The following is a 21,364-nucleotide window of genomic DNA, read 5'->3' on the forward strand; positions in this document are numbered from 1 at the left end:
TTAATACTCAAGGGGCAAGCGTTTGACGGATGTCAGCTTGCCCTTATTCATTTCGATATAATTCCCTGCTCTTAGCGCCGCCAGTACTTCAGCTATCACCGAACGGGAAATATGGGTTCGTTGTTGGATGTAGTTCATCACGCCAATCCTGGCACGCAGTGCTTCATCCCATTTTGACATGACCTGCAATGTAGCCCTGATTTGGCTGTAAGAATTTTGGCCAATCAGTTGAACATCGCGAGCTTCCTGCGCCTTTGAAATCCAGCTCACCCACTGAAACGCTTCGCGCCAGAGTTGATTACGATCCAGTATTCCTTTGCATTGAGAGCCTTCCAGCTGATAAGCATCACACTCGGTCAGGGCCGTTAGTTGATAACTTTCGCTTCGGGGATCAAACAAACCTGGCAATCCAAGGATCATTGGTGAAGGGCTGATACCGACCAGAATATCTTCCTGTATTCGCTCAAGTTTAAACGTTCCTTGCCGTATAACGGTCAAGATAGCACCATCATTTTTCAGGCTTAACGAATCTTGGGGATGCAGAGTCAGTGATGACGCTATGGGGAAAAAATGCTGATCGAGTACGTGGAATGCAGACAAAGGTTTTACAGATAACATGCGAGTGTCACATCCTGTGTCAATGTCATGTTAGGGGTTAAAAAGCAGGGGACATCGTCCCCTGCTGAGATTAATTACCAGGTATATTTCACGCCCACATTTGCAGACCAATCCTGTTCAACGTCGCCGCCGCCCAGGTAGTTAGCATCGGTATAGGCGCTAAATTTCTTGGTAAAGTTAAATTGTGCACCAGCACCGACACGAACCGCAGAGCCTTCAACGCCGTTGTCGATTTCATCACCGTTCACGTTAGCACTATTATCTGAATCATCATAGACATAGGCAAGTTTGAAGTAAGGCGTAAGCGCCTGATCATCGCTATAGGTGAAGGTATAACCGGTATCGATCCCCAGTTCATAACGCATGCTGTCATAAGACTGACCGTCCATGCGCATTTCGTTGCTCAGGCGATAATCATCACCAGACTGGAACAGACCTGAAATCGCACCGTATGGAGTGACATACCCCGCTGCGTTGTATTTCCAGTCATAACCCAGTTTCAGGCCAAAGCCCCAGGCATCATTCGCAGTATCACCATCAACGTACTCACCGTTACTCATGTTTGCAGTAAGGTCGTTGTTGAAGTGGTTGTAGCTCATGTTGCCGTCGAGGAATACATTGTTGGCCCAACGCGCAGAAGAGTAGATATAGGCAGATTGGCTATCCTGATCAACCTGACCCGATTCATCACTCATATCACCTTTGGCAAAGCCTGCTGCTGCACCAACGGTCCATTTGGCATAGTTACCCTCAATCTGAGTATCCAGACCTACCATAATGCCGTTTACGTCCTGATCGTAATTGATCGTGCCGTTATCGCCATTAAAGTTACCACCAAAGTAGCTCACCCAAACACCACCGTCATCAATCAAACCATGACGCGCGTTAGTCAGACGGGTGCCCAGAGTATCCTGTTGCAGGTTCCAGATATTGGTGTTTGCAGACGGAATGCTCAGCGCCATGTTGGCATAATCGGTCAGTTCACGCTGTTGCAGAACGACAGAGTTGCCCATCTGCTGAGCCTGATAGGTGTAAGCGCCGAGGTCAGCTTTGTTGGCCGCGGAGAACGTCGCATTGCTGTTCTTATCATTGATATAGATAAGTTCTTTATTCTTGTACTGAGATTCAGAACCCGCACCGGTCGCATCGTTAATGCGCACTTTGTAGTTACCGGTTGCAGCAGCCACGCCGTCGCCAGCATCATCAACGCTGAACTCTTCACCAGCATTATGGGTGTTGCCGTTACCATTAACGGTCAGGTGGCCCTCTGAGTTCATGGCGATCACGCCATAACCATAGGTAGCATCCGACTTGTTCGTTGTGTTGGTATGGCCATTAACCAGATCGGCGTTTAACACATAGTCATTGCTATTGATGTTAAACACACCGCCATGGGTCAGTTCTACTGTATCAGTCGTCAGTGAGCGCGCGTCAAAATCGTCACCAACGATGCTGAATTCCCCACCGTTTGAAACGGTGATGGTGTTCGCATACAACTGCGCAGTTTCATCTGACAGATCAACAGTACTGTAGGTATCAACGGTCAAATGATCGGTCTTAACAGTACCATCAGTGCTAAGGTTCATTGCTGAACCATTAGTCAGGGTAATGGTATCCGCTAACAGGCCAGAACCATCGGCAACTTTAACCAAAGAACCATTATTTGCGCTCAGGGTATCAACCTGAGATCCATTGACGGTATCCCATTCTGAACCGTTGTTCAGCGCAACGTTAAACACGCCGCTCTGGAAGGTCTGATCGTCAACAACATTGCCCCAATGATCATAAGTTGAATTGGGTTCAAGGCTATTGACGGCAACGTCGTACATGTTAGTCGGGACAGTATATTCATAATTGAAAATTGCATCACCGACCCATTTACTGCCGTTATTCAGCGTAATGTTCAGTTCGTCAACGTTCAGGTTGTCGTCAGTCCAGCCACCATTGGTATCCAGCACGCCGTCATCTGACGAATCATGTCCATTCGGATAGAAATCAGCGTTAAAGGTACTGTTAAACACAACGTCACCCATCAGCGTAGAATTGCTGAAGTTTACGTTGTTTTTCATTGAATAATCAGAGGCAGCGCTGTCGGCGAAGGAGAGCGCAACGTCATTCGCGCCACCTTTACCAGAATAATCACTTGGTTCTTCGGAATTACCATACCAACCGTCATTTTCCAGCGCAGTATATGAGCCAGAAGTTACAGTTGAGTCGGTCACTACAATGTTGTTATCCCAGGTATGAGAGTCAGTGGTGTAATCAGCGTTAGTGGTATCACCTTGTGACAGAGCAATGCCCGCAACATGTGAGTTGCCGCTGATGTTGATATTGCTTTCAACATCCAGCGTAACCGCTGTACCGATATCTGCTAAGCCCAGACGATGATTCTGGGTTTTCCCTTTATCAGCATCCAGATAAGAATCGGTAAAGTAGAAATACTCGTAATCATCGTCAATCGTTGAATTGGCAATATTCAGAGTAAACACATCACCATCATTCCATTTGTAATCAACAGTGGTTCCGTTATTCCAGCCGTAACCATTGGCATCAACTTCACCATCACCGTTACTACCGTAAACTTTCCCGGAAGTAATCATGCCATGAATGGTAGAGTTGGAAATATTCAGGGTATTATCTGTCCCCGCAGCATAGTCGTTGTTCAGGTAATATGTAGAGACAACGCCGTTTACTACATCACCATTGAAGTTCTGATCGTAGGTACCGTTTGCTGCGTTATTATAAATATAGCCACTGTAACCCACATAATTCAGAGGGTCGATGTTATCCCAATCAGCCCAGTTATAAGCTGTATTAGCGTCATCGTGGTAAGTGAAAGTATCATAAATTTCTGCATTTGCCTGAGAAGCGATTGCCAAAGTGCAGGCTAATGCTATTTGTGATAGCGCAGTTTTATTTTTCCATGAGTGCATCTGTCATCCCTCCCAGGGACGTAATTTCGTTAATCCATCAAAACAAATTAGAATTGCCGAGGGATTATGCTTTCGCGTGATGCAATAGTTCAATTATTCTCTGCGGAAAGTTTGATTGTGGACAATCCCATAAAAAATACAAAACAAAGATAAAAACGAGAGGCAAATCACGGTAACAAATACTTTCTCTATTCACATGAATAACAAACACCACACTCATAAAATAATACTATTAGTTCCGTTATTAAACTTTTCCAACCCATTTGATATATATATACATCCGAAGATTAAAATACGACGAATACATAACCACCACTTTCGTGAAACATTACCTCCCGGGTTAGGGTAAACTGTTGTGATTGTCCCATTAACATCAGGCCTATCATGACAGATTTGATCACTCGCCCTCGCCGCCTGCGCAAATCCGCTGCGCTGCGCGCTATGTTTGAAGAGACATCACTGACCCTTAACGATCTGGTGCTGCCTATCTTTGTTGAAGAAGAGATTGACGACTACAAGGCTATCGAAGCGATGCCTGGCGTCATGCGTATCCCGGAAAAACATCTTGCCCGCGAGATTGAACGCATTGCCAATGCCGGGATCCGCTCGGTGATGACCTTCGGTATCTCTCATCATACCGACGCCACTGGCAGCGACGCGTGGAAAGAAGATGGCCTGGTGGCGCGCATGTCGCGAATTTGCAAGCAAACCGTGCCGGAAATGATCGTCATGTCGGACACCTGCTTCTGCGAGTATACCTCGCACGGCCACTGTGGCGTGCTGTGCGATCACGGCGTGGATAACGATTTAACGCTGGCGAATCTCGGCAAGCAAGCGGTCGTCGCCGCTGCGGCGGGTGCAGATTTCATTGCGCCGTCGGCAGCCATGGATGGTCAGGTTCAGGCGATTCGTCAGGCGCTGGACGCCGCCGGATTTACCGACACCGCCATCATGTCTTACTCCACCAAATTCGCATCATCGTTCTATGGCCCGTTCCGTGAAGCTGCCGGGACTGCGCTGAAAGGCGATCGTAAAACCTATCAGATGAACCCGTTAAACCGCCGTGAAGCGATCCGTGAATCACTTATCGACGAAGCTCAGGGTGCAGATTGCCTGATGGTCAAACCGGCAGGTGCCTATCTGGACATTCTGCGTGATATCCGGGAACGGACAGAATTGCCGCTCGGTGCTTATCAGGTGAGCGGTGAATACGCGATGATCAAGTTTGCCGCACAGGCGGGAGCCATTGACGAAGAAAAAGTGATTCTGGAAAGTCTTGGCGCGATTAAACGCGCGGGGGCGGATCTGATCTTCAGCTATTTCGCACTCGATTTGGCAGAGAAGAAAATTCTGCGTTAATTCGCCAGCCCGGCGGCATTGCGTCGCCGGGCCGGTATCCCATTATTAACTCGCCCGATAATACGGCTTATCTCCCAGAATGGTGGCGCGATGCATAATCCGTCGCTGCGGCAGATAATCCGCGTTAGCATAGTGCTGCGTCACTCGATTATCCCAAATCGCCACATCCCCTTCCTGCCAGCGCCAGCGCACCTGAAACTCCGGTTTTGTCACGTGGGCGAATAAAAAGCCCAGCAGCGCCTCGCTCTCTTTAGCGGTCACGTCCACAATCCGGGTAGTAAACCCTTCATTCACAAACAACGCCTGTTTGCCGGTAACCGGATGCGTGCGCACCACCGGATGCAGCAGCGGCGGATTTTTTGCCACCGCGCTCAGCCAGCGCTGATGCTCTGCGTCACTCTTCAGATGCTTCCACTCCGGGAAGGATTTACGGAAATCATGCTCGGCCCGTAAGCCGCTTAATAGCGATTTCAGCGGGGCGGAGAGTGCCTCATACGCCGCAATCCCGCTGGTCCACAAAGTATCCCCCCCGCTTTCCGGCAGCTGTTTAGCCGCGAGAATCGCCCCGGCGGGCGGCGTATCGATAAAGGTCACGTCGGTATGCCAGTTATCGTTATCCGGCGGATTATCGTGGTGCGTATCGAGCACGATAATCTCTTCCACCCCTTCGGCATGCGGGTACACCGGATGAATGTGTAAATCACCGAAACGCAGCGCCAGGCCACGCTGCTGCTGCGGGGTAACCGGCTGCTCACGGAGGAAAACCACCTGATGGCGCAGCATCGCGTGATAAAGCTGTTCAAACTGGTTATCGCTTAACGGACGGGTTAAATCCAGCCCGGTAATCTGCGCGCCAATGTAAGGCCCTAATGGGCTAATGCTCAAACGTTCACTCATGCCATTTCTCCATGCCACGGCGTCAGGCGGCGTTGCAGCGCCCGCAGACCCAATTCTAAAGCGAAAGCGATAACGGCAATCACCGCGATCCCGGCCAAAACCACATCGGTCGCCAGAAACTCTCCGGCGGATTGCACCATAAACCCTAACCCGCGGGTGGCGGCAATAAGCTCTGCGGCCACCAGCGTGGACCAGCCTACCCCCAGCCCGATGCGTAATCCGGTCAGGATCTCCGGCAGCGCGCCCGGTAAGATCACATACCACAGGATTTGCCTCCGGCTGGCACCTAACGACTGCGCTGCCCGCAGGCGAACCTGCTGCGCGCTTTTCACGCCTGCCAGGGCCGACATCGCCACCGGCGCGAAAATCGCGAGGTAGATAAGCAGGATCTTCGAGGTCTCGCCGATACCGAACCAGATAACCATCAGCGGTAAATAGGCCAGCGGTGGGATCGGTCGATACAGTTCAATTAGCGGATCGAGAATGCCGCGCACCGTAGGACTCAGTCCCATGGCGATCCCAACCGGAATGCCGATCACCACTGCCGCCAATAGCGCAATCAGAATGCGCGTCAGGCTCGCCGCCAGATGCTGCCACAGCGTGGCATCCATAAAGCCCTGCGGCCCGGCGATAGTGAGCAGTTTTTGCAGCACCTGCCCCGGCGGGGGCAGAAACAGCGGTGCAATAAGATGTAAGGCAGTAACCGCCCACCATAGCGCCAGCAGTACCATCAACGTGGAAAGGCTCAGCGTCAGATGACGCGAAAGCGGCCAGCGCCAGCTGAAGGCCATACGGCGCGGTTTATCGTTCGCCACTACGCTCATGAGAAAGCCTCCCGATGTTCAAACACGCGGCTCAGCACGTATTCGCGCCGGGCAATAAACTGCGGACTGGACTTGATGCTGCGACAGGATTCCCCGGCGACAAAACGACGGGCGAAATCCAGCGACAGTCGTTCGGTCACTTTCCCCGGCCCTGCGGAAAGCAGTACCAGATCGGTCGCCATAAACACCGCTTCTTCGATGTCATGGGTTATCAGCAGCACCTGTTTACCCGTTTCGTGCCACAGGCGCAGCAGCAGGGTTTGCATCTGCTCCCGGGTAAAGGCATCCAGCGCACCAAATGGCTCATCAAGCAGTAACAACTGGGGATCTGCCGCCAGTGCGCGGGCGATCCCCACCCGCTGACGCTGCCCGCCAGAAAGCTGCCAGATAAAGCGTTTTTCCGCCCCTTCCAGCCCCACTTTCTTCAGCATTTGCCGGGCAATCTCCAGCCGCGCAGGCTTGTCCCAGCCTGCCAGCTGCAGACCAAATGCCACGTTATCCTGCACGTTGCGCCATGGCAGCAGCCCTTCATTCTGAAACACCACGCCGCGTTCAGCGCCTGGCCCGTTAACCGGCACACCATTCAGGGAAATGCTCCCTGTGTGATACGGCAGGAATCCGGCTACCAGATTCAGCAGCGTAGTTTTACCGCTACCCGAGGGACCGAGCACCACCAGCAATTCGCCGCGATCGACGCTGAGCGAAATGTCCTCCAGCACCGGCTTTCCGCCGTAGTCCGCACTGAGATGGGAGAGTTGCAGCATGGAGGCCTCCGTTATTTCACAAATTTGTCGGTCACATACTGGCTGTAATCGGCGGCAACGGCGGGCACTTTGCCCTGCTCTTTCAGGAACTGTGCGGTATCCACAATCGCTTTGTTTACCGGGCCGTTAAGCTGCTGTGCCTGCTGGCTGGCGGTCAGATAGGTGTTACCTTTGACCAACCCCGGCACGTCAGCTTCCGGCACGCCGCTCAGTTTCGCCAGCTTTTGCAGATTGGCCTGCTGTTGCAGCCAGCTGTCGGGGTTTTCGATATAAGGACGCTGGGCTTCAATTGCACTGCGGGCAAAGGCTTTCACCACCTCAGGGTGCTGTTGAGCAAAATCTTTACGCACCACCCACACATCCAGCGTTGGGGCCCCCCACTGACCCACTTTGGCGGAATCTGTCAGCACCGTGCCGTCTTTTTCCAGCTCGTTGACGGCAGGAGCCCACACATACGCCCCGTCAATATCTCCGCGCTGCCAGGCGGCGACTATCGCGGGTGGCTGCAGATTGACGATCTGGACCTGATTCGGTTTGATGCCCCAGTGTTTCAGCGCGGCCAGCAGGCTGTAGTGGGTGGTGGAGATAAACGGCACGGCGATGCGTTTACCTATCAAATCTTCCGGTTTAGTGATGGTCTTCTTCACTACCAGCGCTTCGGAATTGCCGAGCTGTGAGGCGAGCAGGAACACTTCAATCGGCACCTGCTGACTGGCGGCAACCGCCAGCGGGCTGGAGCCGATATTGCCGATTTGTACATCGCCGGACGCCAGCGCACGGACCACGCTCGCCCCGCTATCGAACTTCCGCCAGTCGACGGTCGCCCCGCTCTCTTTCGCAAAGGTGTTATCCGCTTGAGCGACTTTGGCAGGCTCGGCGGATGTCTGGTATGCGACGGTGACGTTAACCGCCTGCGCCTGGAAGGTGATGAAGGCCAATGCGGCCAGGAATGAAAGATGCGATACGCGTGCCATGGTGACTGCTCCCCTTGTTGTCATGGGCGCAGTATTTCCGGCAGCACAAAATTGATAAAGGAATTAAAAATTCTGGCTAATGCCATTCTGTTTTTAGAAAAAAACTGGCAAAGCTTAGTCGTTTTTACGCACCAGAGCCAACTTTCCCCGACGACGTGAAAGCAGCGGACGGGGGGTGGTTATCAAATAAAGAAAGGGTCGCCAGGCCATACGGACCTCCTGTATCACTTTCTTTCAGGATGTGTCGCCCGTGACGAACGCGCCGTCAGCCAAAAGCCTGATTGCACGGGAGATTGTCACCCTTTCGCCTCAGCCTATGCCATGGTGCGGGGTTGAGGTTGGCGTTTTCTGTTGGCTAATCAATCACCCTCACCAAAGTTTATTTTTGAATTAATTAACGCTTTCCACTCAAATAATGACCTCTTCGTTTTAAAAATAACCATCATAATTTAATTTTGAATTACTGTGAATTTGTTCAAAGGCAAACTTTATGGTCTTCTGTACCCTGAAGGATACTTCCCCAATGTGCTGTTTCCAATTCTGTTTTATTGCAGGAGTTTTAAATCATGCCCCTGGACTATGTTGCCCTGGCAATACTGACTGCGGTGATTCTTATTTTGTTTTACGGGATTATTGCTATCCACGATATCCCTTATGAAATTGCAAAGAAACGTAATCATCCCCACCAGGACGCGATTCACTACGCGGGCTGGGTAAGCCTGTTTACGCTACATGCACTGTGGCCATTCCTGTGGATCTGGGCCACGCTCTGGCGTGACGACAGGGGCTGGGGAATGCATCGAATCAGCGAAGACCAGCAGAGTATGCATCAGCAAATGGCGCACCTGCTGATGCAGATGGATCAGTTAAAAAATGAGCTAAACGACATCAAAAATGTTAGCAAAATTGCTCAACCAACGGTTATTAACAAGGAGGAAAAATAATGGAAACATTATTATTGCTTTGTTACGCCGCATGCTGCGTTGTTATTTTTAAAGTATTTAAGATTCCTCTGAATAAATGGACCGTACCGACCGCTGTACTTGGCGGCATTATTTTTATCTCGGTAGTTATTCTGGTGATGAACTATAACTACCCATTCAGTAATATCGGCAAGCAGGCCTACCAGACGGTGCCGATTGTCTCTCAGGTTCGTGGCCGGGTGATTGACGTACCGGTTAAGCCGAACGTCATGCTGAAAGAGGGAGATGTTCTGTTCCGCATCGATCCTACGCCATTCCAGGCGAAAGTGGACGATCTGCGAGCGCAGGTAAAAGAGGCCAGCCAGAACGCACTGTCGCTGGATTCCGGACTTAAGCAGGCGCAAGCCTCCCTCAGCAAAGCCATTGCCGACCGCGACAAAGCGCAACGTGAGTTTGCTCGTTATAACGAAGGCCACGCCAAAGGCGCGTTTTCCGATCAGATGGTCGACACACGTCGCCAGACCTACAAAGCGACCGAAGCCGCCGTCACCGCCGCGCAGGCGCAGGTTGAACAGGCTAAAAACAATCTGAACTCAGTGGTGAACGGGCAAAATACTAAAGTTGCCTCGCTGTTAGCGCAACTGCGTAAAGCCGAGTTCAAGCTCGATAATACCGTGGTGCGCGCCCCGGCTGCGGGCTACGTTAGTACCGTTGGTCTGCGTGAGGGCACCATGTCCACCGCGCTGGGTCTGGCACCGGTAATGACCTTTGTGCCGGTCGATGCCGAATCACAGAAGATGTACGTGGCGGCCTTCCGTCAGAACTCGGTTCAACGGCTGCAGCCAGGCTACCAGGCAGAGCTGATGTTCCCGTCAATTCCGGGCACCGTGTTCAGCGGCGAAGTCGTCGAAGTGCTGCCCGCGATTGGTGAGAGCCAGTTCCAGGGCCAGGGCAAACTGCTGACCACCGCCGATGTGGCCAATCAGGGCCGGGTGCTGGTTAAGGTCAAAGCCACCGATCCGCGTCTGGAAGACTATCAACTGCCGCAGGGTTCGCAGGTCGAAATCGCCGTCTACTCCGGCCACTTCAAAGAGCTGTCGCTGATCCGTAAGATTTTGATCCGTATGACAAGCTGGGAAAACTACGTCTTCCTCGATCATTGATCCCTTCCTCTGTCTCCCGCCAGCGGCGGGAGACCGTTTAGCCGCACATTTTCAGCTAAATTAAGTATTTTTTCTTCTTTGCCAGATGACCCCACGTTATGGGAGCGTAAATGCACACCATAAAAACAGGGACACCGAGAAAATCATGGCAAAAACATTACCCACATTGAAAAAAACCACCGTCGCGCTGGCCCTGTTGGCCACCAGTCTCGGCGTCGCCCATGCCGATCAGCTGGCCGATATCAAAGCCGCAGGGGTGATTAAAATCGCCACCTTCGATGCCAACCCGCCGTTTGGTTCTGTCGATGCGCAAACCCATGATCTGGTCGGCTACGACGTGGATTTTGCCAACGCGTTGGCCAACGCGCTGGGAGTGAAGCTGGAACTGGTCGCCACTAACCCGGCTAACCGCATCCCGCTGCTGCAATCCGGCAAAGCCGATTTGATTGTGGCGGATATCACTATCACCCCGGAACGCGCTCAGGTGATTGATTTCTCAACACCGTATTTCGTCACTGGCCAGCAGTTCCTGGTGCCGGGCAAAGCGGGTGACAAGCTCGATGATTATCAGCAGGCGCGTATTGGGGCCGTGAAAGGCACCACCGGTGAACAGGCGCTGCATCAGCGTTTCCCGCAGTCGCGCGTGCTCTCTTATGATGATATTCCGCTGGCGCTGACCGCCCTGCGCAACGGCAACGTGCAGGCCATTACTCAGGACAGCACTATTCTGGCGGGCCTGCTAGCCGAAGCGCCGGACAAAGCCAAGTTTAAAATCCTGCCGGATCTGCTGAGCAAAGAAGAGATTGGCGTCGGGGTGAAGAAAGGCGAACCGGCGCTGTTGAAAGCCGTCAATGATGAGCTGGCCAAACTGGAGCAGACCGGAGAGGCCACCACCATTTACAACCGCTGGTTTGGCCCACAGACCAAAACCCCACAGCCACGTAATTTCACCATCGCCGCTAATCACTAATATGCTGTCAGGACGCTTCACACGCTCCGCCGCGCAGGCCGCGGAGCCTTATCGCTTGCAACAGGCCAGCATCGAATTTCGTCATGTCAGCAAAATCTGGGGCCAGAATCAGGTGCTGCGCGACATCAATCTCACGATTTCGCCAGGCGAAGTTGTCACCATACTGGGGCCGTCCGGTTCGGGAAAGTCGACATTGATTCGTCTTATCAACCAGCTGGAAACCCTGAGCCAGGGCGAGATCCTGATTGATAACCACCCTACCCGCCATCTGCGCGGTCGGGCGCTGCGTCAGTTGCGCAGCCGGATAGGTTTCGTCTTCCAGCAGTTTAATCTTTACGCTCATCTTAGCGCCCTACAGAACATCACCCTGGCGCTGAGAAGTGTGCATCAGCAGAGCGAAGCTGATGCCTCCGCGCGGGCCCGCGCCCTGCTCGCCAGAGTCGGGCTGGCAGAGAAAGCGGATCATTATCCGGCCCAGCTCTCTGGCGGCCAGCAGCAACGCGTCGCCATCGCCCGGGCTTTGGCCTCTGAACCGCAGATTATCCTCTTTGATGAACCGACCTCGGCCCTCGACCCTGAAACCATTGGCGAGGTGTTGCTGGTGATGAAACAGCTGGCGCACAGCGGAATAACCATGGTGGTGGTGACGCACGAGATGCAGTTCGCGCGCGAAATTGCCGACCGGGTGGTGTTTATCGACGGCGGCGAAATCCTCGAGAGCAGCCCCCCGGAGGCGTTCTTCACTCGCCCTCAGCACCCCCGAGCGCAACGCTTCCTGCATAAAGTATTGGATCCTCTGCACACGGAGGAACAACCTCATGCCAGCCTTTGACTGGCAAGGCGTGCTCAGCGGGCAGCCTCTACAATGGATACTTTCCGGCTACCTGACCACTCTGTGGGTCAGCGCCATCGGTATTGTACTCGCGAGTCTGCTGACCGGGCTGTTTTTGCTGCTGCGTCTCGCGGGCGGACAGCCCGGTCGCGCGGTAGTCGCGGTCTGGGTGTCTCTTTTCCGCAATACCCCCCTGTTGGTGCAGCTGCTGTTCTGGTACTTCGCGGCGTGGAATCTGTTGCCTCAAGAGCTGCGGGATGCGGTTAACGTCAGCCACGGCTGGTCGGTGCTGCCGGGCAACATCTGGTGGTTTAGTCCGGAATTTTTGTGTTCTGCCTGGGGGCTGGCGGCGTTTACGTCGGCCTTTTTGATTGAGGAAATCACCGCCGGAATGCGGGCGGTGCCGATAGGCCAGGTGGAAGCCGCCGTGTCGCAAGGGTTCAGCCGTCTGGCGCTGCTACGCCATATTCTGCTGCCACAGGGGCTGACCTACGCCTGGCAGCCGGTAGTCGGCCAAGTGCTTAACCTGATGAAGCTCTCTTCCCTGGCGAGCGGGATAGGCTTTGCCGAGCTGACCTATCAGGTGCGGCAAATCGAAAGCTATAACGCCCACGCGTTAGAGGCATTCGCAGTAGGAACGGGGCTCTATCTGTTGACCGGCATGGTCTTGGGATTCCTTCTGACTCGTCTGCCGCTCGCCAGACGCCCCCCTGCCCGCCCAGCTAATACGTTGACACAAGGTGAACCTCAGCATGAACGCTAACCTGGCGGTCATTACCGATAATCTGGACTATTTACTGTGGGGACGGCTCGCGCAGGGTGAACCCGGCGGCGTGGTGCTGACGCTGCTGATGGCCTTCGGTGCCGCCGCGCTGGCCATTCCGGCAGGCGTGCTGCTGGCCTGTACCGCCTGGCGTTACACCGGGATCGTGCGCCGGGTGCTTTTTCTGTGGGCAGAACTGATTCGCGGCATTCCGCTGATCTTTGTGATTTTTTGGCTGTGGTATTTGCTGCCGATGATTACCGGCAGCTCACTGCCCGGTGCCGTGACGGTGACTCTGGCGCTGGCATGGTTTACCAGTGCCGCGGTAATGCACTCGGTGCTGGCGGGCCTGCAAGCGCTGCCCGCCGGACAGTTCGAGGCGGCACAGACTCAGGGCTTTAGCCACGGTCAGGCGCTGTGGCATATTCTGCTGCCGCAGGCGCTGCGCAACGTGATGCCCTCGCTGGTCGGGATCCTGATTGCCTTGCTGAAGGACACCTCACTGGCATTTATTGTCAACGTTCAGGAGCTAACCACCGTCGCCGGGCAGGTGAATAATCGGGTGCAAATTTATCCGATGGCTCTGTTTATCTTTATCGCGGTGATTTACTACCTGCTGTGCAGCAGTCTGAGCCTGCTGGCCCGCCGTTTTCAGCGTCAGAACGCCTAATCAGGGCAGACCGCACACCCGGTCGCGCCCGCTGTTTTTGGCTTCATACAACGCCGCATCGGCCTGCGCCAGCATGTCGCTTAACTCCTGCTGCCAGCCTGATGCCACGCCAAAACTGGCGGTAATCGAAAACGGTTCGCCCTTCGGTCCTTCGAAACGCAGACGGCGAATTTCGTTCTGAATGCGGGTGGTGTATCCAGTAACGTCTTCATGGCCCGGCGAGCAGAATATCATCGCAAATTCCTCTCCGCCCAGACGGCCGATCACATCCCCCGGACGACTGAATTTTTTCAGCGTCGTCGCCAGTTGTACCAGCACCTTATCGCCGGTCGGATGCCCCCACGTATCGTTGATCGACTTAAAGTGATCGACATCCATCATGATCAGCCACGCGGGCTGCTGAGGACTCGCCAGCTTGAGCAAATTCCCGCCTAGTGCATCAAACGCCCGGCGGTTTAACAAATTGGTGAGCGGGTCTTCCTCTGACTGGCGTTGGAGTGTTTTACTCAGCCGCGTTTGCTCCCGCAGCTTATCGCCGAGCGTCCCGAGCGAAGAGAAAAGTTCCTGCACTTCTTCGGCGGTGCTGTCATTCATCAGGGTATCTTGCTGTTTCCCGGCGATAATCCCGGTAGCAATTTCATTCAGGCGCAGAATGGGTCGCAGTACGCGGGAGCGGACGTAAAAAATGAGCCCCATCGCCAGCAGGTTGAGAACGATCAGGATAACCACCACCATCATCAGGTGCAGCAGGGCCTGTTGTTCCGTATAAACATAATGCTTCTTCACCCCCGCCAGATAAGTGTCGAGCAGCTCATTAAACGATCCCAGGCTGGCGTGATAACGAAGAGCAAAATTCGCAGCATCGACGCTGTAAGGCTGGCCGCTCTCGCTTTCGATCACCAGGCTATCAATCATCGCCACGCCCTGCTTTTCGAACTGATCGCGTGTGCTCTCGAGCTGCTGCATAAAGCCCGGTAAATAGTGAGCTTCAGCGCCCTGGGTACGTAGCAGCCACCACAGCACGGCGATACGTTCCTTGCCGCGGCTGAGTGCTTCAATATTACCGAGCGGGATAGGCGTGTGGGTGGCGACCGGGATAATCAACTGTGCCCCCAGTCGCCCGGTGGCGTCACGCAATTCGCCCAGCGCCTGGGCCCGTAAAATCGGCCCCAATGCGGAAGGTTCTAACAGCAGAAACTCTGAAGTACGGCGGAATAAAGCTTCGTGATAAAAATCGGTCGCGGCGACCATGCTATCAATGGCGCGTTGTGCGACAACCGGGTCGCTCAGGGTCACTTCACGGAACTGGTCCACTTTATTCCGCGCGGGTTTGAGCTGTTCGATGGTGGAACGCAGCAGCGCCGGAGAAAGCAAATCGGCCGGGATCTTCGCCAGATCACGGTCCGTTATCTGGCGGCTGTTGTCCAGCGACGCTCCGGCCTGCGCTTTCTTCTCTTGCGGGCTCAGCACCAGCTCATTGGCATAGGCACGTTCGCTCGCCAGATCGTTAGAGACCAGCAGCACCTGGTAAAAATTATCGAACTGAATCACGTTGTTGCGCGCGCTATGCCATGCCGCCCAGGAGCCGGACAGCAGCCACCAGGAAAGAATCGAGGTCAGAATAAGCGTTGCAGCAGTTGAGCCCCACAGATAGCGAAGCACGTTTGCAGACGACGAGGCTTTTTTGAGTTTTTTCATTATGTCAGCAAAGAACAACGGATAGGCTTAAGTCTAACGCAGGCGCGGGGTTAGTGACAGATTGCGGATGATTTTTCAGGGGATTCAGGTTAAATGGGCAGCAGACGGGCACCGATTTTGTCGGCCCGGCAAGCAAAGCGCCGCCGGGCGAACAGGAGTTACTTAGGCATTCGCCACCGGTTTTGGCTCGGTTTTTACCTGAGCATTCGCCAGCATACGACGCACCGGCACAATAAGCACCGCCAGTATCGCTGCACAAATCAGCAGCGCGATGGAGCAGCGTGCGAACAGATCCGGCAGCATATCCAGTTGGTCGGCCTTCACATGGCCACCAATCAGGCCCGCCGCCAGGTTACCCAGCGCACTGGCGCAGAACCACAGGCCCATCATTTGACCACGCATTCTTTCCGGGGCCAGCAGCGTCATGGTCGCCAGGCCAATCGGGCTGAGGCACAGTTCACCCAGGGTCAGCATCAGGATGCTGCCCACCAACCAGAAGGGAGACACGCCCGCACCACCGTTGGTCAGCACGTTTTCTGCCGCCAGCATCATCAGGCCAAAGCCCCCGGCCGCACACAGAATACCGATTACGAACTTGGTGATGCTGCTCAGGCGCACATTGTTACGCGCCAGCATCGGCCAGGCCCAGCTGAACACCGGAGCCAACAGAATAATGAACAGCGCATTGATAGACTGGAACCACACGGCCGGAATTTCAAAATCGCCGATCATGCGGTTGGTGTAGTCATTGGCAAACAGGTTAAATGAGGTGGGTTTCTGCTCGAAGGCTGACCAGAAGAAGGCCGCCGACACCAGCAGAATAAAGCACACCAGCAGGCGGGCGCGCTCTTTGCGGTTGAGGCCAGCAAACACAAACAGGTAGATAAAGTACAGCGCTACCGAAGCGGCAATCACATACACCAGCACGCTGGCAACGGCGACAGGGTTGATGACAATCACGCCCTGGGCAATCAGCGCCACCACCACGGCCACGCCAACGGCCAGCGCCAGCAGCCAGGCACCCACGCCGTTTTTCTTCGCTACCGGGCTATTCCAGGTGGAGTCCAGACCGACTTCGCTGTCGTAGCGTTTCATTGCCGGAACGGCAAACAGGCGGAAGATAACCAGCGCCACCAGCATCCCGATACCACCGATACCAAAACCCCAGTGCCAACCGTGGGTTTTAATCAGCCAGCCGGAGATCAGCGGTGCGATAAACGAGCCCATATTGATGCCCATATAAAACAGCGAGAAGCCGCCATCGCGACGCGCATCGCCCTTTTTATACAGAGTGCCGACCATGACCGAGATACAGGTTTTGAACAGACCCGAGCCCAGCACGATAAACATCAGGCCGATAAAGAACAGGCTGTCGCCCATCATCGCCGACAGCGCAATCGACAGGTGACCGAGCGCAATCAGGATTGAGCCGTACCATACCGCCCGCTGCTGACCGAGCCAGTTATCCGCCAGCCAGCCACCCGGCAGCGCGGCCAGGTACATGCTACCGGCAAAAATCCCGACGATGGCTGAGGCATTTTCACGCGCCAGCCCCATACCGCCGTCATAGACGGTGGCCGCCATAAACAGGATTAACAGCGGACGAATACCGTAAAACGAGAAGCGCTCCCACATTTCCGTGAAGAACAGCGAGCCGAGCGGATACGGATGCCCGAAGAAGGTCCGACTCTCGTTTTTATGAACAGAAGATTGCATAAATTCTCCCAAAGAAAGCGTGTTGTGATGCTCAAAAATAGCGAAATGCAGGGCAGCCCTTTCTCGAACCGACTGCTCTTTTTACATTCTGCAAGATATTATTTAACCATTTGATAACTGGTCAGTGGTTTTGTCTAGTACCAACCCCGGGACTTTAAGATAAAAATTCGACGATTGTCTAGTTTTGTAGATTTTTAGTTTGTCAGAGCCGAAAAGTGATTGACAGGCCGATACTGACAAAAATAGGTGTACTTTCTCTTTTATTACAAAAAGATACATCAATTACCAACGCGCTTACACTGCATAACCATGCCAGCAACAAGCGTAAAAGAATTATTGAAATGGCAGGTTAGTTTTAATTCCAGACGCGGAGTCTGATAAACGGCTAACTGCGCATTCTGCCCTCCCCCTCACCGGGGATTGATGACCTCACTTCATGACGCTTATGACGTTTTAAGAATAATCCCCGCCCCATCGCCGTCTATGCTTAACGTTTAAAAATCCGACAGCAGTACAGCACTCCGCTTCTTTTTTTTACTTCGATATCTGGAGGCCTGGCATGAGCAGCCCTGAACCCCTCGTGACACCACCACCCGTACACCTTCCCGTCGCGTTTCGCGTCAACGGCAAACGTTATCAGATTGAGGTCGATACCCGTACCACCCTGCTGGATGCGCTGCGTGAGAATTTGCAGCTGACCGGCAGCAAAAAAGGCTGCGATCATGGCCAATGCGGGGCCTGTACGGTGCTGGTCAATGGCCGCAGGCTAAACGCCTGCCTGACGCTGGCGGTGATGCATCAGGATGCCGACATCACCACTATTGAAGGTTTGGGCACGCCTGATAATCTCCATCCGATGCAGGCCGCCTTTATCGAGCATGATGGTTACCAGTGCGGCTACTGCACCCCGGGGCAAATCTGCTCCTCTGTGGGGATGGTGCAGGAGATCAAAGACGGCATTCCCAGCCACGTCACGCTCGACCTGGTTTCCCTCCCAGAGATGACCGCTGAGGAAATTCGCGAACGAATGAGCGGCAATATCTGCCGCTGCGGGGCTTACGCCAACATTCTCGCCGCAATCGAAGATGCCGCCGGGGAGCTGAAACCATGAAAGCCTTTACCTACGAACGGGTCAAAACGCCAGCGGAGGCAGCAGCCATCGCGGGGCGTATCGCCGGGGCAAAATTTATCGCCGGTGGCACCAATCTGCTCGACCTGATGAAGCTGGAAATTGAGACGCCCGCGCATCTGATTGACGTCAATGGCCTGGGGCTGGATCGGATTGAAGCCACCTCCGAAGGTGGTTTACGCATCGGCGCACTGGTGCGTAATACCGATCTGGCCGCCGCGCCGCAGATCCGTCGCGACTATGCGGTGCTCTCCCGAGCACTGCTCGCCGGAGCTTCAGGTCAGTTACGCAATCAGGCCACCACCGCAGGCAATCTTCTTCAGCGCACGCGTTGCCCCTATTTTTACGACCCTAACCAGCCATGCAATAAGCGCGCTCCCGGCAGCGGCTGTGCCGCACTCGGCGGGTTCAGCCGCCAGCACGCGGTGGTCGGCGGGAGTGAGGCCTGTATTGCCACCCATCCCAGCGATATGGCGGTCGCCATGCGGGTGCTGGATGCGGTGGTCGAAACCGTCAGCCCCAACGGCGCGGAGCGAAAAATCCCCCTCGCCGACTTTTACCTCACGCCGGGTTCAACTCCCCATCAGGAAACGGTGCTTCAACCGGGCGAACTGATCGTGGCGGTGACGCTGCCCGCTCCCGTCGGGGGAACCCACATTTATCGCAAAGTGCGCGACCGCGCCTCCTATGCGTTTGCACTGGTGTCGGTAGCCGCCATCGTGCAGCCGGACGGCAGTGGCCGCGTAGCGTTGGGCGGCGTTGCCCCGAAACCCTGGCGTCTTGACGAGGCGGATGCGGCTATCCCGCAGGGGCCGCAGGCGGTGTATGACCGGTTGTTCGCCAGCGCGCATCCCACCTCTGAAAATGCATTCAAGCTCATTCTGGCGAAGCGAACGCTCGCCTCAGTGCTGACCGAAGCGAGGGCCTGACAGATGAAATTTGATAAACCGGCAGGTGAAAACCCTATCGATCGGCTCACCGTGGTGGGCCGTCCGCACGACAGAATTGATGGCCCGTTAAAAACCACCGGCACCGCCCACTACGCCTACGAATGGCATGATAAAGCCGATGACGTGGCCTATGGCTATGTGGTCGGGTCGGCCATTGCGAAGGGGCGTATCACCACCCTGAAGGTGCAGGCGGCGCAACAAGCGCCTGGCGTGCTGGGGGTGATCACCGCCGACAACGCCGGGCCGCTGGATAAAGGGGAGAGAAACACCGCCATGCTGCTCGGCGGCCCGGTAATTGAACATTATCACCAGGCCATCGCCCTGGTGGTGGCCGATACCTTTGAGCAGGCGCGCGCCGCCGCCGGGCTGGTGCAGGTCGAGTATCAGCGCGAGCCGGGAGAGTACTCACTGGCGCAGGCGAAACCCGGAGTCACCACGCCCCCTGAAGACGCACCGGATAAAAACGTCGGTGATTTTGACGCGGCCTGGTCTGCGGCAGCGGTGAAACTCGATGCCACCTATACCACGCCAGACCAGAGCCATCTGGCGATGGAGCCTCATGCCTCCATGGCAGTCTGGGAAGGCGACACGCTCACGCTCTGGACATCGAACCAGATGATTGACTGGTGTCGAACCGATTTGGCGAAAACCCTGCGGATACCGAAAGATAAGATTCGCATCATCTCCCCCTACATCGGTGGTGGCTTTGGCGGGAAACTGTTTTTGCGTAGCGACGCGCTGCTGGCGGCGCTCGCTGCCCGGGCGGTGAAGCGTCCGGTGAAAGTGATGCTGCCCCGCCCGCTTATCGCCAATAACACCACCCATCGTCCGGCGACCCTTCAGCACATCCGCCTCGGCAGCGACAGCCACGGTAAAATCACGGCCATCGCCCATGATAGCTGGTCCGGAAATTTGCCGGGCGGCACGCCGGAGACGGCGGTTCAGCAAACCGAGCTGCTGTATGCCGGGGCTAATCGCCATACCGGTCTGCGCCTTGCCACCCTCAGCCTGCCGGAAGGCAATGCGATGCGTGCCCCGGGCGAAGCGCCGGGATTAATGGCGCTGGAAATTGCCATCGACGAACTTGCCGAGAAAGCGGGTATTGATCCGGTTGAGTTTCGCATTCTGAACGATACCCAGGTTGATCCCGCCGATCCCAGCCGTCCTTTTTCGCGTCGTCAGTTGATCGAATGCCTGCGCACCGGTGCGGATCATTTTGACTGGAAGCAGCGAAATCCTGTTCCGGCACAGGTTCGCGATGGGCGCTGGCTGGTGGGTTACGGCGTGGCGGCGGGTTTTCGCAATAACCTGCTGGCCCCCTCCGGGGCACGCGTACATCTCGACGCCAACGGCAACGTCACCGTGGAAACCGATATGACGGATATCGGCACCGGCAGCTATACGATAATTGCCCAGACGGCTGCAGAGATGCTCGGCGTACCGATGGCGAACATTGAGGTCAAACTCGGTGACTCGCACTTCCCGGTCTCCGCCGGTTCCGGTGGACAATGGGGGGCCAACACCTCGACCGCCGGGGTCTACGCCGCCTGCGTCAAACTGCGCGACGCGATAGCCAAGGCGCTGGGGTTTGACCCAGACCAGGCGACGTTTGCCGAGGGCAAAATCAGGGATGCGACGCACAGCGCCCCGCTGGCAGACGCCGCGAAAGGCGGCACCTTGACCGTGGAAGAGACTATCGAATTTGGCGATCTCGATGAGCAGTATCAGCAGTCGACCTTCGCCGGGCACTTTGTCGAAGTCGGGGTTGATGCCGCCACCGGGGAAGTTCGCGTCCGTCGGATGCTGGCGGTGTGTGCCGCAGGCCGCATTCTTAATCCCAAAACGGCTCGCAGCCAGGTTATCGGCGCGATGACCATGGGGCTTGGTGGAGCGCTGATGGAGGAGCTGGCGGTCGATAACCGTCTGGGCTATTTCGTCAATCACGATATGGCGGGCTATGAAGTGCCGGTTCATGCCGATGTCCCGCAACAGGAGGTAATTTTCCTTGATGATACCGACCCGATTTCTTCCCCGATGAAAGCCAAAGGGGTGGGCGAACTGGGGCTGTGCGGTGTTAGCGCGGCGATTGCCAATGCGATTTATAACGCAACAGGTGCCAGAGTGCGTGATTATCCCATGACGTTGGATAAACTGCTCCACGCCCTGCCGGACGTGGGCTAA

At 55.0% G+C, this 21,364-nt stretch carries 18 protein-coding genes; 10 read left to right on the forward strand and 8 right to left on the reverse strand.

Annotation, left to right across the window (positions count from 1 at the left end; translation table 11 throughout):
- Both SIK69_RS03860 and SIK69_RS03865 read right to left on the reverse strand, forming a co-directional pair.
- Window positions 1–618, reverse strand: coding sequence for a helix-turn-helix domain-containing protein (locus SIK69_RS03860; protein ID WP_319626642.1), 618 nt, complete (start codon window positions 616–618; stop codon window positions 1–3).
- A gap of 74 nt (window positions 619–692) precedes the next feature.
- Entirely contained in the window at window positions 693–3,551 is a 2,859-nt protein-coding gene (locus SIK69_RS03865) for an autotransporter YaiT-related protein (RefSeq protein ID WP_319626641.1), read from the reverse strand.
- A gap of 384 nt (window positions 3,552–3,935) precedes the next feature.
- Here SIK69_RS03865 and hemB point away from each other — a divergent pair, with 384 nt between their 5' ends.
- On the forward strand, window positions 3,936–4,910 hold the full coding sequence (gene hemB, locus SIK69_RS03870; RefSeq protein ID WP_319626640.1) for a porphobilinogen synthase: 975 nt from the start codon (window positions 3,936–3,938) through the stop codon (window positions 4,908–4,910).
- 45 nt (window positions 4,911–4,955) lie between these two features.
- On the opposite strand, the gene tauD is transcribed toward hemB, so the two are convergent.
- The 4 genes from tauD to tauA are packed head-to-tail and all read right to left on the reverse strand — an operon-like array spanning window position 4,956 to window position 8,369.
- The gene (gene tauD, locus SIK69_RS03875; protein WP_319785447.1) at window positions 4,956–5,807 is read right to left on the reverse strand and encodes a taurine dioxygenase; all 852 of its coding nucleotides are present in this window, start codon (window positions 5,805–5,807) and stop codon (window positions 4,956–4,958) included.
- Window positions 5,804–6,631 carry a taurine ABC transporter permease TauC gene (gene tauC, locus SIK69_RS03880; protein WP_319785448.1) on the reverse strand — a complete coding sequence of 276 codons (828 nt, stop codon included), beginning with the start codon at window positions 6,629–6,631 and terminating at the stop codon, window positions 5,804–5,806. Before tauC ends, tauD begins: the two co-directional genes overlap by 4 nt.
- A complete protein-coding gene (gene tauB, locus SIK69_RS03885) occupies window positions 6,628–7,395 on the reverse strand; it encodes a taurine ABC transporter ATP-binding subunit (RefSeq protein ID WP_319785449.1) in 768 nt (255 codons plus the stop codon). Before tauB ends, tauC begins: the two co-directional genes overlap by 4 nt.
- An 11-nt stretch (window positions 7,396–7,406) precedes the next feature.
- Window positions 7,407–8,369 carry a taurine ABC transporter substrate-binding protein gene (gene tauA, locus SIK69_RS03890; protein ID WP_319626636.1) on the reverse strand — a complete coding sequence of 321 codons (963 nt, stop codon included), beginning with the start codon at window positions 8,367–8,369 and terminating at the stop codon, window positions 7,407–7,409.
- A 566-nt stretch (window positions 8,370–8,935) separates the two neighbouring features.
- On the opposite strand from tauA, the gene SIK69_RS03895 reads away from it, so the two are divergent.
- The 6 genes from SIK69_RS03895 to SIK69_RS03920 all read left to right on the forward strand — a co-directional run bounded on the left by SIK69_RS03895 (window position 8,936) and on the right by SIK69_RS03920 (window position 13,690).
- The gene (locus tag SIK69_RS03895; RefSeq protein ID WP_319626635.1) at window positions 8,936–9,313 is read left to right on the forward strand and encodes a DUF3302 domain-containing protein; all 378 of its coding nucleotides are present in this window, start codon (window positions 8,936–8,938) and stop codon (window positions 9,311–9,313) included.
- Complete coding sequence (locus SIK69_RS03900; protein WP_319626634.1) at window positions 9,313–10,455, forward strand: HlyD family secretion protein; 1,143 nt, start codon at window positions 9,313–9,315, stop codon at window positions 10,453–10,455. The genes SIK69_RS03895 and SIK69_RS03900 overlap by 1 nt, the downstream gene beginning before the upstream one ends.
- Before the next feature lie 145 nt (window positions 10,456–10,600).
- The gene (locus SIK69_RS03905; RefSeq protein WP_319785450.1) at window positions 10,601–11,425 is read left to right on the forward strand and encodes an ABC transporter substrate-binding protein; all 825 of its coding nucleotides are present in this window, start codon (window positions 10,601–10,603) and stop codon (window positions 11,423–11,425) included.
- Between the two features lies 1 nt (window position 11,426).
- Complete coding sequence (locus tag SIK69_RS03910) at window positions 11,427–12,257, forward strand: amino acid ABC transporter ATP-binding protein (RefSeq protein ID WP_319785451.1); 831 nt, start codon at window positions 11,427–11,429, stop codon at window positions 12,255–12,257.
- The gene (locus SIK69_RS03915) at window positions 12,244–13,020 is read left to right on the forward strand and encodes an amino acid ABC transporter permease (RefSeq protein ID WP_319785452.1); all 777 of its coding nucleotides are present in this window, start codon (window positions 12,244–12,246) and stop codon (window positions 13,018–13,020) included. The genes SIK69_RS03910 and SIK69_RS03915 overlap by 14 nt, the downstream gene beginning before the upstream one ends.
- Window positions 13,010–13,690 carry an amino acid ABC transporter permease gene (locus SIK69_RS03920; RefSeq protein ID WP_319785453.1) on the forward strand — a complete coding sequence of 227 codons (681 nt, stop codon included), beginning with the start codon at window positions 13,010–13,012 and terminating at the stop codon, window positions 13,688–13,690. Before SIK69_RS03915 ends, SIK69_RS03920 begins: the two co-directional genes overlap by 11 nt.
- On the opposite strand, the gene SIK69_RS03925 is transcribed toward SIK69_RS03920, so the two are convergent.
- Window positions 13,691–15,388, reverse strand: coding sequence for a GGDEF domain-containing protein (locus SIK69_RS03925; protein WP_319785454.1), 1,698 nt, complete (start codon window positions 15,386–15,388; stop codon window positions 13,691–13,693). It abuts the gene before it with no gap.
- A 162-nt stretch (window positions 15,389–15,550) separates the two neighbouring features.
- Window positions 15,551–17,104, reverse strand: coding sequence for a peptide MFS transporter (locus tag SIK69_RS03930; protein ID WP_319626628.1), 1,554 nt, complete (start codon window positions 17,102–17,104; stop codon window positions 15,551–15,553).
- A 559-nt stretch (window positions 17,105–17,663) separates the two neighbouring features.
- Here SIK69_RS03930 and paoA point away from each other — a divergent pair.
- The 3 genes from paoA to paoC are packed head-to-tail and all read left to right on the forward strand — an operon-like array spanning window position 17,664 to window position 21,364.
- The gene (gene paoA / locus SIK69_RS03935) at window positions 17,664–18,215 is read left to right on the forward strand and encodes an aldehyde dehydrogenase iron-sulfur subunit PaoA (RefSeq protein WP_319626627.1); all 552 of its coding nucleotides are present in this window, start codon (window positions 17,664–17,666) and stop codon (window positions 18,213–18,215) included.
- Window positions 18,212–19,162, forward strand: coding sequence for an FAD binding domain-containing protein (locus SIK69_RS03940; RefSeq protein ID WP_319785455.1), 951 nt, complete (start codon window positions 18,212–18,214; stop codon window positions 19,160–19,162). The genes paoA and SIK69_RS03940 overlap by 4 nt, the downstream gene beginning before the upstream one ends.
- A 3-nt stretch (window positions 19,163–19,165) precedes the next feature.
- The gene (gene paoC, locus SIK69_RS03945) at window positions 19,166–21,364 is read left to right on the forward strand and encodes an aldehyde oxidoreductase molybdenum-binding subunit PaoC (protein ID WP_319785456.1); all 2,199 of its coding nucleotides are present in this window, start codon (window positions 19,166–19,168) and stop codon (window positions 21,362–21,364) included.

Origin of the sequence: Scandinavium lactucae (assembly GCF_033843265.1) — a bacterium.
In the GTDB taxonomy this organism is placed as follows: domain Bacteria; phylum Pseudomonadota; class Gammaproteobacteria; order Enterobacterales; family Enterobacteriaceae; genus Scandinavium; species Scandinavium lactucae.

What these genes read in the sequence shown, in the direction of transcription:
- SIK69_RS03860 (WP_319626642.1), bottom strand. Translation starts at nt 618, where the DNA reads ATGTTATCTGTAAAACCTTTGTCTGCATTCCACGTACTCGATCAGCAT.
- SIK69_RS03865 (WP_319626641.1), bottom strand. Translation starts at nt 3,551, where the DNA reads ATGCACTCATGGAAAAATAAAACTGCGCTATCACAAATAGCATTAGCC.
- hemB (WP_319626640.1), top strand. Translation starts at nt 3,936, where the DNA reads ATGACAGATTTGATCACTCGCCCTCGCCGCCTGCGCAAATCCGCTGCG.
- tauD (WP_319785447.1), bottom strand. Translation starts at nt 5,807, where the DNA reads ATGAGTGAACGTTTGAGCATTAGCCCATTAGGGCCTTACATTGGCGCG.
- tauC (WP_319785448.1), bottom strand. Translation starts at nt 6,631, where the DNA reads ATGAGCGTAGTGGCGAACGATAAACCGCGCCGTATGGCCTTCAGCTGG.
- tauB (WP_319785449.1), bottom strand. Translation starts at nt 7,395, where the DNA reads ATGCTGCAACTCTCCCATCTCAGTGCGGACTACGGCGGAAAGCCGGTG.
- tauA (WP_319626636.1), bottom strand. Translation starts at nt 8,369, where the DNA reads ATGGCACGCGTATCGCATCTTTCATTCCTGGCCGCATTGGCCTTCATC.
- SIK69_RS03895 (WP_319626635.1), top strand. Translation starts at nt 8,936, where the DNA reads ATGCCCCTGGACTATGTTGCCCTGGCAATACTGACTGCGGTGATTCTT.
- SIK69_RS03900 (WP_319626634.1), top strand. Translation starts at nt 9,313, where the DNA reads ATGGAAACATTATTATTGCTTTGTTACGCCGCATGCTGCGTTGTTATT.
- SIK69_RS03905 (WP_319785450.1), top strand. Translation starts at nt 10,601, where the DNA reads ATGGCAAAAACATTACCCACATTGAAAAAAACCACCGTCGCGCTGGCC.
- SIK69_RS03910 (WP_319785451.1), top strand. Translation starts at nt 11,427, where the DNA reads ATGCTGTCAGGACGCTTCACACGCTCCGCCGCGCAGGCCGCGGAGCCT.
- SIK69_RS03915 (WP_319785452.1), top strand. Translation starts at nt 12,244, where the DNA reads ATGCCAGCCTTTGACTGGCAAGGCGTGCTCAGCGGGCAGCCTCTACAA.
- SIK69_RS03920 (WP_319785453.1), top strand. Translation starts at nt 13,010, where the DNA reads ATGAACGCTAACCTGGCGGTCATTACCGATAATCTGGACTATTTACTG.
- SIK69_RS03925 (WP_319785454.1), bottom strand. Translation starts at nt 15,388, where the DNA reads ATGAAAAAACTCAAAAAAGCCTCGTCGTCTGCAAACGTGCTTCGCTAT.
- SIK69_RS03930 (WP_319626628.1), bottom strand. Translation starts at nt 17,104, where the DNA reads ATGCAATCTTCTGTTCATAAAAACGAGAGTCGGACCTTCTTCGGGCAT.
- paoA (WP_319626627.1), top strand. Translation starts at nt 17,664, where the DNA reads ATGAGCAGCCCTGAACCCCTCGTGACACCACCACCCGTACACCTTCCC.
- SIK69_RS03940 (WP_319785455.1), top strand. Translation starts at nt 18,212, where the DNA reads ATGAAAGCCTTTACCTACGAACGGGTCAAAACGCCAGCGGAGGCAGCA.
- paoC (WP_319785456.1), top strand. Translation starts at nt 19,166, where the DNA reads ATGAAATTTGATAAACCGGCAGGTGAAAACCCTATCGATCGGCTCACC.